Annotated in this window: 14 protein-coding genes; 6 read left to right on the top strand and 8 right to left on the bottom strand. The window is 57.4% G+C overall.

Features of this window, described 5'->3' with window-relative positions; genetic code table 11:
- Positions 1-690 precede the first annotated feature (690 nt).
- The 3 genes from HNQ50_RS12080 (at position 691) to HNQ50_RS12070 (ending at position 4,442) form a co-directional block, all read left to right on the top strand.
- Positions 691-1,863, top strand: coding sequence for an NHL repeat-containing protein (locus HNQ50_RS12080; protein ID WP_184101014.1), 1,173 nt, complete (start codon positions 691-693; stop codon positions 1,861-1,863).
- 323 nt (positions 1,864-2,186) lie between these two features.
- Entirely contained in the window at positions 2,187-2,777 is a 591-nt protein-coding gene (locus HNQ50_RS21930) for a hypothetical protein (protein ID WP_221303148.1), read from the top strand.
- Positions 2,778-3,266: 489 nt separating this feature from the next.
- Complete coding sequence (locus HNQ50_RS12070) at positions 3,267-4,442, top strand: NHL repeat-containing protein (RefSeq protein WP_184101012.1); 1,176 nt, start codon at positions 3,267-3,269, stop codon at positions 4,440-4,442.
- Between the two features lie 256 nt (positions 4,443-4,698).
- Here the strand turns inward: HNQ50_RS12070 and HNQ50_RS12065 are convergent, their stop codons facing one another.
- From HNQ50_RS12065 to HNQ50_RS12040, 6 genes are all read right to left on the bottom strand, one after another.
- Positions 4,699-5,301, bottom strand: coding sequence for a DUF4166 domain-containing protein (locus tag HNQ50_RS12065; protein WP_184101010.1), 603 nt, complete (start codon positions 5,299-5,301; stop codon positions 4,699-4,701).
- Positions 5,298-5,780 carry a DUF2269 family protein gene (locus tag HNQ50_RS12060; RefSeq protein WP_308419158.1) on the bottom strand — a complete coding sequence of 161 codons (483 nt, stop codon included), beginning with the start codon at positions 5,778-5,780 and terminating at the stop codon, positions 5,298-5,300. Before HNQ50_RS12060 ends, HNQ50_RS12065 begins: the two co-directional genes overlap by 4 nt.
- The gene (locus HNQ50_RS12055; protein WP_184101006.1) at positions 5,774-6,640 is read right to left on the bottom strand and encodes an NAD-dependent epimerase/dehydratase family protein; all 867 of its coding nucleotides are present in this window, start codon (positions 6,638-6,640) and stop codon (positions 5,774-5,776) included. Before HNQ50_RS12055 ends, HNQ50_RS12060 begins: the two co-directional genes overlap by 7 nt.
- Positions 6,637-6,981, bottom strand: a complete 345-nt coding sequence (locus tag HNQ50_RS12050; protein ID WP_184101004.1) for a hypothetical protein — start codon at positions 6,979-6,981, stop codon at positions 6,637-6,639. Before HNQ50_RS12050 ends, HNQ50_RS12055 begins: the two co-directional genes overlap by 4 nt.
- 144 nt (positions 6,982-7,125) lie before the next feature.
- The gene (locus HNQ50_RS12045; protein WP_184101002.1) at positions 7,126-8,076 is read right to left on the bottom strand and encodes an AraC family transcriptional regulator; all 951 of its coding nucleotides are present in this window, start codon (positions 8,074-8,076) and stop codon (positions 7,126-7,128) included.
- Between the two features lie 21 nt (positions 8,077-8,097).
- On the bottom strand, positions 8,098-8,931 hold the full coding sequence (locus HNQ50_RS12040; protein WP_184101000.1) for a lysophospholipid acyltransferase family protein: 834 nt from the start codon (positions 8,929-8,931) through the stop codon (positions 8,098-8,100).
- Between the two features lie 623 nt (positions 8,932-9,554).
- Between HNQ50_RS12040 and HNQ50_RS12035 the strand changes: the two genes are divergently transcribed.
- The 3 genes from HNQ50_RS12035 to HNQ50_RS12025 all read left to right on the top strand — a co-directional run bounded on the left by HNQ50_RS12035 (position 9,555) and on the right by HNQ50_RS12025 (position 14,319).
- The gene (locus HNQ50_RS12035; RefSeq protein WP_184100998.1) at positions 9,555-9,788 is read left to right on the top strand and encodes a type II toxin-antitoxin system Phd/YefM family antitoxin; all 234 of its coding nucleotides are present in this window, start codon (positions 9,555-9,557) and stop codon (positions 9,786-9,788) included.
- A gap of 593 nt (positions 9,789-10,381) precedes the next feature.
- The gene (locus tag HNQ50_RS12030; protein ID WP_221303147.1) at positions 10,382-11,062 is read left to right on the top strand and encodes a response regulator; all 681 of its coding nucleotides are present in this window, start codon (positions 10,382-10,384) and stop codon (positions 11,060-11,062) included.
- Positions 11,062-14,319 carry a hybrid sensor histidine kinase/response regulator gene (locus HNQ50_RS12025; RefSeq protein ID WP_184100995.1) on the top strand — a complete coding sequence of 1,086 codons (3,258 nt, stop codon included), beginning with the start codon at positions 11,062-11,064 and terminating at the stop codon, positions 14,317-14,319. Before HNQ50_RS12030 ends, HNQ50_RS12025 begins: the two co-directional genes overlap by 1 nt.
- A gap of 136 nt (positions 14,320-14,455) precedes the next feature.
- Here HNQ50_RS12025 and HNQ50_RS12020 read toward each other — a convergent pair whose 3' ends face one another.
- Positions 14,456-14,869, bottom strand: a complete 414-nt coding sequence (locus HNQ50_RS12020) for an Ohr family peroxiredoxin (RefSeq protein WP_184100993.1) — start codon at positions 14,867-14,869, stop codon at positions 14,456-14,458.
- 99 nt (positions 14,870-14,968) lie between these two features.
- The gene (locus tag HNQ50_RS12015; RefSeq protein ID WP_184100992.1) at positions 14,969-17,854 is read right to left on the bottom strand and encodes an ATP-binding protein; all 2,886 of its coding nucleotides are present in this window, start codon (positions 17,852-17,854) and stop codon (positions 14,969-14,971) included.
- Positions 17,855-17,912: the final 58 nt, after the last annotated feature.

The following is a 17,912-nucleotide window of genomic DNA, read 5'->3' as shown; positions in this document are numbered from 1 at the left end:
GGTAAGACCGCTTTGGCCGATTTGCAGCCAGCCATGGAGGCAATCACCGCCATGAATGAAGGCATTTGGATCTGGACAGCACACTGCAGGAATGAACTGCCTGGGCCCCGAGAGCGGGCACCTTGGTTTTTTGTACTGGTTTAGGGGTAGTTGCTCAAAGAAGTCGGCACCCGGGAAGAGACTACGAGGGCGGTCACAGTTGAGATATCAACTTTAATTGTCAACATCAACAATTAAAGTTGATATCTCATTTTAAGAAAAAACAAGGGTTCCAAGTGGAGCCCTTGTTTTTTTGCCTTGCGGAAACCACACGCAGATGCAGATTCCGATCTGCCGCTTGGTTGATCCAGGTTAACGCTGTCGGTTCTGGCTGTGGCGCCGGAGTTTCCCCATGGCCGGCAGCAATTCAGCCGAAGCGGTCATTGGGGCCAACGTGCCAAATTGGCCAGTGCCTGCCCCCAGGGGCCTCCGTGCGAAGCCAAACGGATGGGATGCTGAATCGGGCTACTACCCCGACGTCGTCGGCGATGGGGCCATTCATGCGTAGCTGAACGGTCACCACAGCGGCGCCGAAATATTGGCCGGGCATTGGGTCTTTTACGAAGAATGCAACACGCTGACGGTTATAAGATGCACAACACCGACTAGCGCTTTAACATCCGCCCCACCTCCCCAAGTGATGCGATTGTCATGAAACTTCCCTCGTATTTTCTCGCTGGCGTAATGGTGCTGGCATTGACTGGCTGCGTGCTTGATTCCAGTGATCCCGCACCCGCTGCGGCCAGCTCGGCGGCGGAGCCGGCCAGCACCCCTACACCGACGCCGACGCCGACGCCAACACCGGTAGTGACGACTTACACGATTGGTGGTTCGGTGTCTGGTTTGAGCAGTGGCACGCTGGTGCTGAAAAATAACGGGACGGATGACTTGACCGTGACGGCGAGCGGCGCTTTCAAGTTCGCCAATGGTGTCACGCTTAATGGGAGTTATCAGGTCACGGTGGGTACACAACCGGGCGGCCTGATTTGTACGGTCAGCGGGGGGAGTGGCACCAATGTCGTCACGGATATCACGAGCGTCTCAGTCGTGTGTGGTCAGACAGTGCAGATTGCCCCAAGTACCGCCTTCCCGTCCCTCGGGAGCGTCGCCGTGGCGAGCGATGGCACCGTTTACACCTGCAAGGCATTCGATTCGACCATCTACAGAATCCCGCCCGGTGCAGCAACGGCCACCATCATTGCCGCGGGTTCCGGTATTACCTCGTGCGCAAGTATGAACCTGGACGCCAGCGACAATCTGTATATCGCAGATGACCACAACCGCGTGATCTGGAAAATTGCTGCCGGAGCAAATACAGCAACTGCGCTCGCGCTCACGTCGCCCACATTCACGGCACCAACAGGTGTCGCCGTGGATGCGGCGGGGACGATGTACGTGGCGGATACAAGCACGCACAGTATTTACAAGTTTGTGGCGGGGTCTTCGACCGGCACGCTGTTGATCAATTCACTCCTGGCCCCGACATTCCTGAGCGTGGATGCTAGCGGGAATTTGTATGTATCAACCGGAACTGCGTTGGGCATTTTTAAAATTCCTGCCGGCAGTTCAACCGCCACGCTGGTGCCCGGCTCAAGCGGCCTTCAAGCCTGGCAAACGGCCGTGGATGCACATGGCAACCTGTTTGCGGCCGGCTTTTCTGACAACGCGCTCTACAAGTTTGCCGCAGGCGGATCGTCTGCCAGCGTTATTCCAACAGGGTCGATTACGGTGGGACTTGCTGAGGGCATTGCGGTAGATGCGGCGGGCAATGTGTACTTTGCCGCAGAAAGTCCGAATCAACTCTACGAGATTGCGGCCCCCTGAAGCACGGGGGTTTGATCATCTCCTGCCCGTCTGACTGAGTGGTCTGGCGGGAGATGATCTGCCGATGCTTCTACACAGGCTGGCGACAAGGCGGCCAAAGCTGGCATAACGACTCATTGCGGTTACACCCATCCTCACCCCTTGCCTCCAGGCCCTGGCTTGAGTTGCTGGCCTGCCTGTGGGCTTGGGTGATCCTCAGCGTCCGCCCCGTAGCCCCTGGGCATAAAGCGGCATGTCTGCCTAAGATAATTCATTGCCTTTGGCGACCTCGCATCCGTCGAGGCGCTTGTCTTTTTTGCAATGGACCGACCAGGGAGACCGCAGTGGATCGACGCAATTTTTTGCTGGCGAGTGCAGCAACGGCAGTAGCAAGCACGGTGACCCTTTCTACCAGCGAGGCATTGGCCGATACCGAACCCGTCAAACTGACCGGCGTGGCGGGCGGCAAAGGCGAACCACTGGGTGGCCAGCCGCCTGCGGGTGCCAAAACCTCAATCAAGGATTTCGATTACGAGGTCAAATACCACCGCGCCTTTGAAGCCGTTCTGTGGAACATGCCTGCGATTGCCATTTACAGTTTCCGGCGCGCAGCATTCGATGAACTGGGCCTGAAAGACAACGACATCATCACCTATCCGCATACGCCAAGGGTCGGGGTGAGGTTTATCGAAATCAAAGTCGATTCCACCGACGTCCGGGGTTTTGAAAATATCAACGCCGATGCCATGCGTGCGAATAAACCATGCGGTTCCGGGTATGGCACGAAAACCGCGCAATTCTCTCATGAGAATATCGTCTGCCCTCTGCAAGCAAAAGCTCCGCATGATGAGTTCTTTTGCCCACGCCATTTGAGCGTACCAGAGAGGAATGGCTGCTTTTATCGGATTAGTGTCCATGCATTCAGTAGTGCATAACGTAAAGCTTATCTGCAGACTCCGCCGCCTATCCTGCCAAGAATCGACGGCGCCCCTTGGCTGCCTGTTCTACGGAACGAAACTCAGTGACTAACCACGGCGGCCGTTATCGTTATTACGCGGGGCCGACTGTTTTTCGGCCTCATGCCGATTGGCTGCTTCTGGCCCACAGCGGCCAATTTAGCACATTGGCCTGAAAGTCCGCTCAGGCCGATTTGCCGCCGGGGGATCGCTAGCGGCTCATCGGCCAGAGCGGAAGTTGGCGCGTACGGCAGCGAAAGTCTACTTTGGCCAGGCAATTGGCCATCCTGCACATTGAAAACCAGCGCGATCCATGGAGGCCGAATCGCAGCATACTCAAATTCGGGGTGACGTCGACCAGGCCTTGCGTGCTTTCACGAATAATGCGACACGCTGACGTCCTTAAGGTGCGCAACTGCAGGGAGCACCTTAACATTCGCTCACTTTCCCCCCTTTTTTGCGAATGTCATGAACTGGTCCCCGTATCTTCTCGCTGGCGTAATGGTGATTGCACTGACTGGCTGCGTGCTTGACTCCAGTGATTCATCACCGGTTGCGACCAAGGCCACCGCAGAGCCGACGCCAGTGAGTACGCCGACCCCCGTGACGACACCCACGCCCACGCCAGTCGTCACCACCTATACCGTTGGCGGCACGGTGTCTGGTTTGACCAGTGGCACGCTGGTTCTGAAAAACAACGGTACGGATACCTTCACCGTAACCGCCAACGGCGCATTCACGTTTACTAACGGGATCACCCAGGGTGCAAGTTATAACGTCACTGTCGGCACCCAACCAGCAGGTCTGATCTGCTCGGTCAGCGGCGGGAGCGGTGCCAATGTGGTGGCGGATGTCACCACGGTCGCGGTCAGTTGTTCTCAGGTGGTCCGGCTTGCCCCTTCAACCACTTTTTCCGGGCTTGCCAGCGTGGTGGTGGATGGCAGCGGTAACGTGTACACCTGCGAATTTTTCGGCGGGCATGTTTATAAAATTGCGCCGGGCGCTGCCACCGCGACCCCGGTTGTGCCAGGCACGACATTTGGCTATTGCGCGAGCCTGGCACTGGATTCAGGCGGCAATCTTTATGTGGCGGATACTCACAACAATGTGATCTGGAAAATTGCGCCAGGCGCCAATACGGCAACCACACTGACAATTAATCAGACATTCAGTGCGCTCACCGGCGTGGCTGTCGATGCCTCAGGCAATGTGTATGTGACGGATGAAAATACCGCCAGCATTTACAAAGTCGCTCCGGGTAGCTCTACGGCAACCCTGATCACCAATGCGATCCTCGGTCCGGCATTCCTCGCCGTGGACCCGGCGGGTAATCTGTATGTGACCAACCTTGCTGCCGGCGTTTATATCATCCCTGCAGGAAGTACAACGGTGAGCCTGGTCCCAGGATCCAGCTCGATTCCGTCCACCTGGCAGGTTGCCGTAGATGCCAATGGCAATCTCTTCGTGACCAGTCCCAACACCTCTACCATTTACAAGCTTGCGGCGGGCGGAGCAGCGGCAACGCCGGTTTCTACCGGCACAGTGTCACTGCGGACCCCTGACGGTATTGCTGTGGATAGCGCAGGCAATGTGTACGTGGCAGATCCGAACGCCACCGGGCTCTATGAAATCGCCGCGCCCTGAATCGCCCTGGAGTTTCTGGATACCAGAAGGGGCGCGAACTGGCGGATAGCGGCCACGCATCAAATGAGTGGTCGAGCTTCTGTTTCGGCCGATTTGCTGCCAGTCCCCAAATACCACAGGCAGGTCATCGGCCCAAGCGGTCTTACCGCCAGCTCTGCGTGCCTTCTGTTAGCGCTTGCATGCGCCACTGCTCAGGTACTCGGACGGCGTTAGTCCCGGGTCTTGAAACAGCCTCGAACCTGAGGCTGGCATTGGGCTACGGGGCTTGGGACGATTCACAAGTTTGACTTACGGCGGCTTCGAATTTGCCTGAATACCGAAATATCTGTCCCAACAGCGGATGAGTCAGCCGGAAGTCCATCACGAACTGTTTTTCGTTTACGGCCACTTCAACAATATCGGTGTGACCCAAGGCCAGCCATTCAGGAATCGGTAGCAGCAGCGGCCCCAGTTTCACCACAAATTTGACGCCCTGATAATGCAACTGGCTGTCATGGACACGAACCTTCATTTGCAGCCCAAGTAGGGGGTTCACAAACTCGACAAGTTGATTCGGGCCTTTTGCGATCCAGAAACTGTTGAAGCGGACCAGTCGGCCATCTGGGTACTTGATCGTCCGCCGCCAGTACTGACGCTCACCGGCAAAGTCCTTCTCCACAGTGGTAGACAAATTTTCACCACGCCGGTTAATCAGCGCGCCAAAGACATGCAGAACGCTCAGGTACCACTGCATAAACCGTGGGTATTCGATATTCATATGGCCGATATCTGTGGTTTTGCCGGAACGATAATGGGCTTGCAAGGCGGGCGGCAGTTTAGCCCAGTCGTCACCAAGTGCTTGTTGCATCAAACTTTTCATAGTTGTGCTCCCGGGATATGTTTAAACACCATCAGTGCTACAACCAATACCATTGATATAAACGCAGGTACGCCCAGCCAAAACCACCACCGTGCCAGTTGCCAATAGTGCTGGGGTAGCCCGGTCTGCCTGGCCAGGGCGACGTCAGCCATCTGTTTCATCCGGATTTGTAACCACACTACGGGCAACCAGCATGCACCAGCCAGGGCATAGAGGCTCAAGCTTGCTGCCACCCAGGGTGTGGTCAGTGGCAAGCCGAACAGATGAACCATCCACAAGCCGCTCAAGGGCTGGAAGATCACAGTGGGGGTGGTGAATATCCAGTCCGCCAGCACCACATGCCGATTGGTCACCGCGATATGTGCCACGACGCCACTGCGATCCGCCATCCATTTGTAAAATGCGCTGCCAAGGCCGGTACCAAATAGCAATACCATGCTGAGAATGTGCAAAGTCTTGATCAAGGTGAAGCTCATGATTGGCCCCTTTTTAATGTGGCGTCGGAGAAAAACAGGTCTGGTTCTACCACCAAGGGCATGCGGCCGAGGAACCGGGCGAAAGCCTCGATATCGCATTGATAGCCAGCTTGCAGCATGCGCAGATTGTCTGGTTGCAACATTGGGCTGATGGGGCGCCCCAGGCGGGTGCCCGCCATGGCCAGGGCGAACGGGATGCTCACGAAGCGGCCCGGAGCCAGGCCTTGGGCTTTGCGCATCAAGTCCAGCCAGTGGATAAAACTGAAGATTTGGCTGCCCGCAACATCCAGGGTGAGCCGGGTTTGAGGGGCACTGATACTTTGCAAAACTGCTGCGACCACGTCGCTGATATGCACTGGCTGCAACGGTTGCTGGCCCCCGGCAATCACAGGAATCAGCGGCAGGCGCGCCAGGCGTAGCAGCAGATCTGCGCTGGTTCCACCCCGGCCATAGATCAGTGACGGTCGCAGTACAAACCAGTCCAGATCAAGGCTACGCAAATGGTCGTCTGCATCGCGCTTACTGCGGTGATATGCAGAAAAAGCGGCGTTATCAGCACCCAACGCGGAAATCTGCACTACCCGGCGAACCCCCACTTGGGCACATGCGGTGAACAAGGCAGATGGGGCGATGGTATGCAGGGTGTTGAAGCACTGTGAACCGCGCGGGCCAATGATCCCCACACAGTTGACCACTGCACCGACGCCATCAAGGTATGGCAGCCAACACGCTGGTGCCTGCATTTGCGCGAAATCTACCCCGTGGCGGCGTGATACCGGCACCACCTCATGCCCCTGTGTAGTCAGCGCCGCCGAAATATTGCGGCCAATAAAGCCGCTGGCTCCGGTAAGTAGCACTTTCATGGGGCACTCCCGGGCTGTTTGGGGAGAACCACAAACTGGGCCAGCCGTTTGCCGATGGCATACAGTCCCAGCAGCAACCCGCCGAGGGTGGCTATCAGGGCAAGGCGCAAGCTATCAAGCGGGTCATTAAAGTGCGTGGTCAAATCGACGATCAGCACCAGCAGCAAGGGCGTGATCATCAGCATCACTTTGGTGTCGGTCAGCCAGAACGTGGCAGCGTGTTCATCCGGGCAGGTCCGGTTGAGTACTTTGTCCAGCGGGACACAGAGCGCCCACAAGATAGCCAGGCAGGCCACCATGCTGACAAGAAACCTGGCAAGTAACAGAAGAACGGGGGTCATTTAGGGCTCCGCATCAGAACCAGTAACTGGAGCCCCCAGTTTGCGCATGCCTTAACCGAAACACTTCCTGTCTGATCGAAACGGAATACTTTTTTGCTCCGGAAAGATCATTCCGAAGTTTTCCCATACCCTGCGGATCACAGGTTAGCGGGCAGTAAGGGCCAACTTGCGATATTGCCCCGGCGTCATTCCTTCGATTTCCCGGAATGCCTCGTAGAAGTTCGATTGCGCGGTAAAACCAACGCTAAGGCCCACGGACAGGACAGAAGCAGATGGCTCGTTGGACAGCATGGTTCTGGCGGCGGCAATACGTTGCTCGCGCAAATAGCGCGAAAAGCTTTTACCCAGCCTGGTGTTCATCAGTTCAGAAAGCTGGTGGCTGCTGAGTGCCAGATGCTGTGCCAGCGCTGGCAGACTCAGATCTGCATCCGTATATATCTGATCAACCCGCATCAAGTGCTCCAGCCTGGACAACATCGCTGCGCAATCCACATTACTTAACGTCGAGCTGGCGTAGGCAGCCTGGACGGTTTCAGACACCTCTGCGGACAGGTTGGGACGTAAATCAAGCGTGATCTGGACCAGAAAGAACGCCAAGCCTATGGCGATCCCGTACAGGCTGTAAAACAATTTGTCAGGCAGGGCGGTTTGCACCAGACCCAGTAACGATACGCCAAGGGCGATGGCGAAGACGGTCCCTAACAACAACATTTCCAGACGAAAACGGGTTCGCTCAAGTCGCAATTGATAAAGACTGTATGCCAGCCACAACAAATAACCGGCACCCAAAACAAATGCCAGTGGTAACGCAATGTCAGTTCCAATGCAATCACCCCAACTTCCGCTCAGGCCGATGAACCACCAATGTTGTTCATCGGTGGCGGTAAATCGGCCGAAGCAGACTTGGCTATCCGGAGAACTGCATCTGCACCCGCGCCAAAGCGCAAGAGTCGCCCAGCAATAGCCAACGCCCATAACTTGATGTTCATAAAACAGGCAGCAGCCAAACCTCAGAACGGCACAGTTGGGGGAATCGTGATCCGCGATAGTGATGGTGTTCGGTAGCAAGAGGATCGCAGGGGGCGGGTGGCGCATCTGTATACATCCGCCTGCAAATCACGCCCCACGTGGCCGTTTGTAGCGGTTGTAACCCCACAGATATTGGGTAGGCGCGCAGGCAATCAGTTGTTCGATCTGATTGTTAAGATGCGCTGCGGCGGCTTGGCGGTCTGTAGACAATGGCTCTGCCAGCACTTTCAGATGGATATGATATGCGCACGATGCCGCAAGGCGTTCTGCAAACACCATCACGATGGGTGCGCCGCTGATGGCCTGCAGACGCTGCACCAGGTTCATGGTGTACGCCGGTTTACCAAAGAAGGGCGCCCAGTCGCCTTCGCCGCCGCCGGGACATTGGTCCGGCAGAATGCCAATGGTTTCACCGCGCTTGAGCGCTTTGACCAGCATGCGTACGCCACGCGGGGTGGCCGGGGCCATGGCCAGGTTGGGGCGACTGCGCATGCGTTCAATCCAGTCACGCAGCCAGGGCTGGTGCGGCGGTTTGAACAACACGGTAGAGGGCGAATACTGTGCAAACAACGGCCCCAGCAATTCAAACCCGCCCAGATGCGGCGACAGAAGAATGAGGCCCTTCCCCTGGGCCAGCAGCGCATCCGTGGTTTCGTGGAAATTGGCTGGCGAAATATCCAGTCGTGACATCGGGTTTTCGCGCATCCAGAAATAGGGCATTTCCAGCACCATGCGCCCGGCGGCGCGGCTGGCTTCACGCAATTGGATGGAAGACGAATCCGGATAGGCTTGCAGATAATTTTGCTGCAACCGAGTGCCGTAGCGCCCCGGTAAACGGGCTGCGCTGGCGCCCAGCAAAGCGCCAAGTGCTTGCGCCCAGGACAGTGGGAGCAAGGAAAGCAGCCAGAAAATGGCGGTCATGGAAATCCCGGCAAGAAGACGTTAAGGAGTGGCGTGTGTCGGGAAGAAACAGGAAGGGCAGTCCCGGTTTCAGCAGAGCGTTCATGGGCCATTTTGGGGCACCCGCACCACTCTACCGGGTAAGTCACAAGGCGATAAGCGCAGCGTTATTGCGTGGGTGTAATACAGACATGCAGAGGACCCGTGCTGGCAGATGATCTGCCTCAGGTTTTTGATTTATTGAGATAAATGGGAGCGAATGCATCACTTTGGGGGGCTGGACTGAGTTGGCAATCCAGCCGTTGTGGATGCAAAAATCAGCAAAGCAACCAGGCCGCATCTGGGCCGGAGCACCCTTGAGCTCAAACATGCTGAGTGTCTTCTTCTTCGGGCCTGTAATGACCGCGTCGTGTCGATAACGGACGTCCCTGCTTGTGTTGTAGAAAGCCCGTCAGGCCGATTTGCAGTCAGCCATCAAGGCAATCATGGCCAAAAGAATTCAGCCCCCAAAAAGAGACTATCCGCAAACTGGCGCTGGAATTAAAGGAGAGTTGCGCCATCGTCGCTGAGCTGCACAGGCAACTCTGAAATTTGTGGACGGGGTAGGGGAGTCATCAAACGGGTCTCATCGACTGGAGCATGTCATGTCAAAATCGGTGTCCAGATCTGTCTTCAAAGCGAAAGCGCTCGCATTTTTTCGTCAGATCGAGGTGACAGGTGAGCCGGTTGTGGTGATCAGCCCCGGTAGGCCCAGCCTTGAAGTGCGCCTTTATCGCTCCGGCGACCAGCACCCCTTTGACCAGTTGCGCGCTTCGTTACTTCGCCATGCCAGCCCTTTGGATGCGGCGGCCGAGGGCGACTGGGACCTCATCAATTAACCGAAGAACGGTGACGCTACACCATCTAGTCTTCGGCTCCCTCTGGCGCAGCATCAACGCATGTGCCCAAATCGCAAACACGGCTAGATCAGTCTTTCGATGTCCGTCTATGTCGTACATCACACCAACTCAGTATCTTCCTTGTCAAACGTGTTTCCCCGCAATACGCCGGAGACAACACCTTAATCTGGTCCGGTATCCGGAAGGCGTCAGGCCCGGATGTTTGGGTATCCATGTTTTCCGGATCAGCTCATGCTTGTTCTCACTGATTTACAGCGACTATTTTGAAAAGGCGGACCAGGGTAGTCAATTTTGCTGCGTCGACGACAGAAAGCTTCAAACAGGAAGTCAGCTCACGGTGTGCAAGCAACCCGTCGCTGGCGGGGCGCTTGGGGCGGTTCAAGCGCATATTTCCCCAAATATTCCGGTAGCTGATCGGAAAGTCTTGCCAAGGCTATTTGCGGTGGCTGGCACCGTACTATAACAATGGATAGAACAGTATCTACTTGATGTCGTGGATAGCAAAAAACGCACGTGATCTGGCTAACTGCAGTTTTGAGCTGTGTCTTACAACAGGATGACGCAGGAGAGATATGAGTGATTCTTTCTCAGGTGCACGTATAGTCATTGCGGATGACCACCCCATCATCCTGCAGGCTATTTCAAGCAGCTTTGAAGACAGGCCTGGCTTTTCCGTGATCGGTAAAGCACGTGATGGCCTGGAATTGATCGGTTTGCTTGAAAAAGAGCGAGTGGATCTGATTGTGACCGACCTGGTTATGGAGGCTGAAGAACATACCGATTTTGATGGTCTGCGCCTCGTTAACAAGCTGCGGCGAACCTGGCCCGATGTGCCTGTGGTGGTGTTTACCCAAATGATGTCGGGCAGCATGTTTCACGAGCTGACCAAATTGGGTGTCGCGGCCATTGTCAGTAAAGAGGAGCTGACGCAGGAACTGGCATCTACTTGCGAGCGCGTCCTCACAGGTAACGTGATGAGTACGGGGGAAATTCTGCTCTCCCCGCGGATACAGATGCGCCTGGCCAAAGAAGGGTCAACCGCCCGCGATCTGGGGCGCAATCAGCCCTTGTCGCCCAAGGAACTGGAAGTGGTGCGATTGTTTGCGCAAGGCATGTCCGTGACGGAAATTTCCCGGACACTGAACCGGTCCGTGCCGACCATTGCCACGCAGAAGCGCTCGGCAATGCGCAAGTTGCACGTGGAAAATCATGTTGGACTGATCAAATACGCGGCGGAAGCGGGTTTGATCTGATGGACACGTTTTTTTCCAGCTCCGCAGCCTCGCCGTTGCAGACCCTATCGGTACTGGAAGACAACCTGAAACGCGAAAGACGGGCCTTTTCCTTCGTCGTCGGGCTATTGGCTTTCAGCATCATCTGCATTGCATGGGTCGTTGTGTTTGCGTTCATGGAAGGTGCAAGCCGGCGTGAGCAGGAAAGCATCCAGGTGCTCATGCATAACGTCAGTACGACGCTTGCATTGCGTCAGAGCATGTTAACCGTAGCGCATTTGCAGAGCGGGCAGACGCATGCCGAATCCGGGGCATCCGAGGTTAAAGCACCTGCGTCTCTTCTGTGTACCCGGCACGGGCAAGGTCCGGATCAGGTTTACCTGCATGATGCTTGTGACCAGTCAGTGCGATTGATCTCAAAGAACAACCTGCCCCCCGCCATTGAGTTTGCGCTGTGGGATGGCTCGGTATCTTATGGGGCGGGTTTCTGGGAGTCCGGCCTCGCTGGCAATGTGTCTCAAAGGTTAAGTGTCCTGGTGAATGCCGCCAGAAATCATCTTGTTTTACAAGGGATTGATCCCTTGAGTGCCGCCCAGACTGACCGGTCTTTCAGATTTCCCGCCCCTGCCGAGCTTGGATTTTCCTCTTACACCACGATTGTGTTTTCTGTGGTCACGCGTGATGGCCAGCCCTATGCGCTGGTGTTTACCAATTTTCCGATCCAGCGCATTTTTTCTGACTCTACAACCACAAAAGTCATTGCTGATATTGCTGTATTTGACGCCCGGAATAATCTGATTGCTGGCGTCATGACCCCGCCGATTCTGTACGTGCAAAAGAACATGCCGCTGGATCAGGAAGCGCATTTTCACTGGAAACTGTGGCATGGGTGGGGCAGTCGCGTGTCGCTGCCGATGGACTTGGGCACGGTTACTTTTGCGCTACCCGGTTCCCGGACTCTGCCCTCTTTGCAAACAGAATTGCTTGCCGTATTTATCGTGGTGGCAGCGTTGTTAGCCGCATTGCTGGCCATGTACCGATACTGGAATCGCCGTTATCTGACCCGAACCTATGAGGAGGCCCGGCGGGGGCTGGAAGGCGAAATTCTTAACCACTTACTGGTGCATGCCACACCGGTGGGTCTTTGCATTGTGCTGCGCAATGATTTCCGGATACTTGCCGCAAACCAGAATGCGCGGGATGTTCTGGGGCTGGATGACAATGCCGCAAGATTACCCCTTGGGCTTTGTGAGGCATTTGAACAGCCTGGAATTACACCCGGCAGTGATACACAAGCGCGTGCTATCAAACAGTTTCAATTCTCCCTGACACGTTCGCGCGAGCTTTCCCCTTTGCATTTGAAAATTTCCTATGCCCCGGCCTCCGTCAATAAAACGGATGTCTTGTTCTGCGCCATTGCAGATATGACTGAGCAACACGAGGCCGAGAATTTGCTCAGGGAAGCCAAAGAAACCACTGAGCAGTCCGCCCGGGCAAGGCTGGGTTTTTTTGCCGCAATGAGCCACGAAATCCGCACGCCCCTTGCATCCCTGATGGGCAATCTGGAACTGGTGGCGCACGGCGCGTTGGTGGCAGAGCAGGAGGCGCGCGTTCTGGCGATGCAGGCTTCGGCGCAAGGGCTATTGCAGGTCGTGAATGATGTGCTGGATTTCTCCAAAATGGATATCGGGGAAATGCGGTTGTCTCCGGAATGGCAGTCGCTGCGGGAAGTCATTGTCCTTATTGCTGCTGCCCATGTGCCGCTTGCGAATCGTCAGGGTTTGCGTTTGTACGTCACCATTGATCGCCACTGCCCGGATCGATTGCTGTTCGATGCCATTCGTGTTTCGCAGATATTGAACAACCTGTTGGGTAATGCCTTTAAATTTACGCCTTCAGGAAAAGTGACGGTACGTGCAGCGTGGGTGGATAACAGGCTGCAACTGACGGTGGCAGATTCAGGGGTGGGGATCCCTGATGCGTTGCGGGCACGGCTATTCCAGCCTTTCACTCAGGGTGAGGGGATGCGCCTGGCACAGGCGAGCGGCACGGGACTAGGCTTGGCCATTTGTGCACGTCTTTGCGCGTTGATGCACGGAGAAGTCAAACTGGAAAGCATAGAAGGGATAGGTTCGCGGGTTGAGGTGACTTTGCCGCTTACCGCTGACGAGTCTTATCCCTTGCCTGAACAACTAAAGGGAAGTCCGGCAATTTATTGCCGGGCGGCTGAGTACCGCGAATGGTTCGATACCCTGTATGACCCGGCAAACGCCACACCCGTCTGGGTGACGCCACACACCACACAAGCAGACCTTGCCGCGTGCGATTACCTGGTGGTGACCGACGAGTTTGTCCCGGAAGACATTGCACGGATATGGCCTGATTCCAGTCGTGTACTGCATGCCACCCAGGGCGGGCCGCTGGTCCCTGCGCCCAAAGAGGACGGCTCGTTGCAGGTGAGTATCTTTAGTATTGCGGGTGTTCAACAAGCCGTGCAAAAGCTCGGATCGCCTGATGGAACAACTGAAACGGCGGCAATCGATGCGGAGCCGGATCAAACGGAGGTGCCTGATTTCTCGATGGTCACCGTGCTCATCGCAGAGGATAACAAACTGAATCGGGCATTGCTGCGCGATCAACTGCAGACCTTGGGAGCCCACGTTCTGGACGCCGCAGACGGTGAAGAAGCCCTGGCGTTGCTGCAGCGGCTTCATGTTGATCTTGTCCTGACCGATCTGGACATGCCGCGCATGAATGGCATCGAACTGCTTGCGCAAATTCGCAAACATGCCCCAGAGCTACCCGTATATGCGGTCAGTGCCAGTGCCAGTTCGCAAGACATTGAACAAGGGCACCAGCTTGGCTTTACCGACTATTTGACCAAGCCGTTATCGCTCTCTGTATTGCGATCGGTGCTAGTGGCCCGAAGGCCCACTCCGCAGGCATCCGCTGACGCGGATTCTGTGGGCGCTTTGCCATCCCGATTCCCTCATATTCCTGATGCCTACCTCAGCCCTTTTTTGCAGCAGATCGACGAAGACCTGTTGGTGCTGGATACGCTTTCCAGAAGCCGTGATATGCAAGGTCTGGCACGATGGGCGCATAAAATGGTTGGGGGACTCTCCGTCCTGGGGGCGTCCATGCTGCTTGATCAGTGCGAAGAATTGCAGGACCTGTTGCACTGTGAGGCGCCTTGGGAAGACATCGAAGTTTTCACCACCATCATGCACGATGAGTTATCCGCGCTCAAAGACGCCCACGCTGTGCAACCGCACTGAAGCGTGGGCAAGAGGCATGCACATTGCCAGCGGAAAACCTGGCTATTGGCTGCCGAGCGAACGGGCGTTCGGCCATTGGACATAGGGCGGATGCTTTTAGAGCGCCCCCTCCAGGCTGATGGCTAGATGAAAGGCCTTAGGCGAGGCTGAGCGCTACATGGATATTCGCGGGGGTTGCCTTGGAATACAGGCAAGTCTGGTGCGCGGCATCAATGATCGCCTGGGCTACCTTGTATTCCAGCTCGGGCAGACTGACCTTCAGGCGGGCCCCCATAAAGTAGCCGTCCGCAGCATCCTGCAAATCGATCTCGGTATTGATGGCGAAGGCCGGCGGTAGCGACACTTTCATCTTGCGGGCGGCCAGTTGCATCGCGCCCTCAAAGCAGGCCGACCAGCCAGCAGCAAAGAGCTGTTCCGGGCTGGTGTCGGGCTCCTCGGCGCCAGGCGGTGCGAGCAGCACCTGAAAACGACCATCGACGCTGCGGGCAGTGCCGTCACGGCCACCGATCGTCTGGACTTTTGCCGTGTAAATCATCTTGTGCTGTTCCATGGGGCCGATTCCTCGATGCGGTGGTCATCGTGGCGGACTGGCCAGGGCTCGGCCCCGTCACGTGATGCCAGTCTGGGGCGGTATCGTATGGCTCGCACGTTATGTGTTGTGATGAAGTGTTAGCTCGGCCTCGTCCATTTGCTGCAGTAAGGCGCTCGCGGTGACGAGATCCGCCGTCTCAAACCCCTCTTCGAACCGCCCCAGGGTGGCGGCCAGCAGGTCCCGTGCTTCCTCGCGCCGGGTTGGCGCCCACATCCGGGCGAGGTCCGTCGCTGCGCGCAGCGCCCAAGAGAGTGCGCCCTGGTGCTGGCTCAGTGCCAGAGATTCAACAAGGCAAGCCTGTGCTTGCGCAACGTTATCATCCGCAGCACGAAGCAGTACCCAGGCCTTGATCCGCAACAGTTCTGGCAGGTAGTAGAGGTCCCCGTTGGCCTGGACCGCTGCAATGGTGTGCTCGACCAGTTCGAGCGCCTCTCCGATCCTGCCGGCAGCCCCAAGCCCCTCGGTCAGTGCCAGACAGAATCCGGTCGTCAACAACTCGTAGCGCGCTTCATGCAGCTCAACCAGACAACCGCGAATGGCCGCTATGCCTTGCTCAGGGTGCTCACCCCGGCGGATGGCCAGCTCGCCTTTCACGCCCCGGCCAACAGCCAGATAAGGGCCCAGAGAGTGGGCTTGCGCGCAGGCAATAAAGCGATCGATGTCGGCCTCGGCGCGTGCGAGATCACCAGCCCACACAAAGACGGATACCGCCCAGATCAGCGCGATACATAGCGTGACCGGATGATCCAGTTCGCCTGCCTCCTTGACGGTGCGCTCTGCCGTCTGCACGGCCAGACTGGCATGACCCAGTAGCCAAAGCGTGCGGGCCAGCGCGATACCGGCGCGGTTGCGGTGATCAAAGCCGATATAGATTGTGCCCGATAGTTTGGGCTGTACGGGTGTGGCAAGGGCAGCCTCCAGCAGCGCGCGCGCCTTGACCTGGTCGCCGTCCAGATGAAGGCACAGGCCCATCATGGCGTTGGCGGTCGCCAGCGTCATTGGATCGGTACTGCCGGTGGCGACCATCAGGCTGCGTTGTGCTTCGCCCAGCGACACTTTGAAGTCACCGACGCGCTCGTGAAAGATCTGCAGCGCCCCCAGCAACTGGACCTGGCTGGGCGCATCATCCAGGGCCTGCGCAAGGGCCAGGCTCTGTTCCAGCGCAGCGCGTACATCGTCCGAGTTGCCGCGGGTGAACATCAGCGAAAGGCCCAATGCGGCGTACAACTGCATCTCGGCGCGCATGCCACGCGCGGCGGGGCTCAGGACGGAGAGCGCCCGCTCAGCCCAGAAACGGCACTCAATGAGAAGCGACATCGCCAGAAACCCGGGCGCGGCGGCGGCCGCCAGCGCGACGGCGAGATTGACATCGCCCTCAGGCCCGAAACCCCATTGCAATGCGGCGCGAACGTTGGCGATATCGGCAGAAGCACCAGCACCGAGACCGGCTGACGAGACGGTGTTTTCTTCAAGGTGTCGGTGGACGTAGGCAGCATGCCGTCGCGCCAGACCCTCAATCTGTTGATCAGATCTGGACAAGAGGTAGTCTCGCGTACTTTCGAGCAGCCGGTACTGAATGAGCGAGCCCGCAAGATGCACCGCAAGCAGTGACTTTTCCGCCAGGCAGGCCAGCGTATCAACGACATCTTCTTGCGATAGCGAGCCAGCGGGCACGACCTGCCGCGCGGCGGCCAGGGTGAAATCCCCGACGAAGACCGGCAGTTGGCAGAGCACCCGTTTTTCCCGATCGTCCAGCAGGTCATAGCTCCAGTCGAGTGTGGCGCGCAGTGTCTGGTGACGAGGCAATGCATGACGCTGGCCGCGCCATGCCAGTGTCAAACGCTCGTTCAGCAGTGCCGCTGTCTGGTGGAGGCCGTAGCTCGCAACGCGGCGTGCCGCCAGCTCAATCGCCAGGGCCAGACCATCCAGCTTGCGGCAGATGTCCGCAACCACCGGTGCATCCTGATCGCTTACATCCAGCGTCGCACCGCTGGCGCCAGCCCGTTCCACAAAGAGACGCGTGGCCGGGTAAGCCAGGATGGTGTCGGCGGTGATGCCAGGCTGGTCCGGAGGCGTCGCCAGCGGCTCAAGCCGGAAAATCTGCTCGCCGGGCACGCGCAGGGGTTCACGACTGGTGGCCAGGATTTGCACTTGCGCCGTGGCTTGCGCAATACCGCTGGCCAGCCCTGCCGCAGCATCGATCACGTGCTCGCAGTTGTCCAGAATGAGCAGCAGGCGCTTGTCCCGCAGCCAGGCCAGCAGGCTGGGCAGCGGGTCGGCAGAACGGACAGAAAGATGCAGCGCCGCGGCGACGGCGGTGGGGACCAGCGCAGGATCACTCAGTGCGGCGAGGTCGACGAAGACAATCGCGTCCCCCAACCGCTCCCGGCTGTCATGGCCTACTTTGATAGCCACACTGGTCTTGCCGACGCCGCCGGCCCCCACGATGGTAAGAAAGCGGCTGGCAGCAAGGCGCTGCGAAATGGCGGCGACGTCCTGGCTGCGCCCGTACAGTTCGGTCACTTGCACCGGCAAGCTCACATCCAGCCGGTGTGCCGCAATCCGCTCATCTGGCGCCAGCGGGTCGTCGTGGGGCGACAGCTCGGCGACGAAGCTGTAGCCGCGTCCCATCACATTGGAGATATACCGCGCACCATCGACCCCATCGCCCAGTATTTTGCGCAGCAGGGTGATCTGAAATCGCAGGCTCCCTTCGGTCACGACGACGCCGGGCCATGCGCTCGCGATGAGTTCATCTTTTTCGACCACTGAACCGGCCCTTGCGACAAGAACGACCAGCACATCCAGCGCGCGGCCGCCCAGTTGCACAGGGGCACCATTGCGCGTTAATAGCCGCTCGGCCGGGAATAGCTTGAACGGGCCGAAGGAGAGGCACGCACCTCCGTCATAGGGAGAAATCGAGCGGATATGCGTTCTAGCCATGAAGGTTCAATTGAGGGGCGTTCACTGGGGGCGGTTCTGCAAGACGGCCTTTGCGCCG

The sequence above is a fragment of the Silvimonas terrae genome (genome assembly GCF_014202765.1).
GTDB classification, from domain to species: domain Bacteria; phylum Pseudomonadota; class Gammaproteobacteria; order Burkholderiales; family Chitinibacteraceae; genus Silvimonas; species Silvimonas terrae.
Note: the sequence above shows the minus strand (reverse complement) of the source record. Positions and strands in the feature narration are given on the sequence as shown.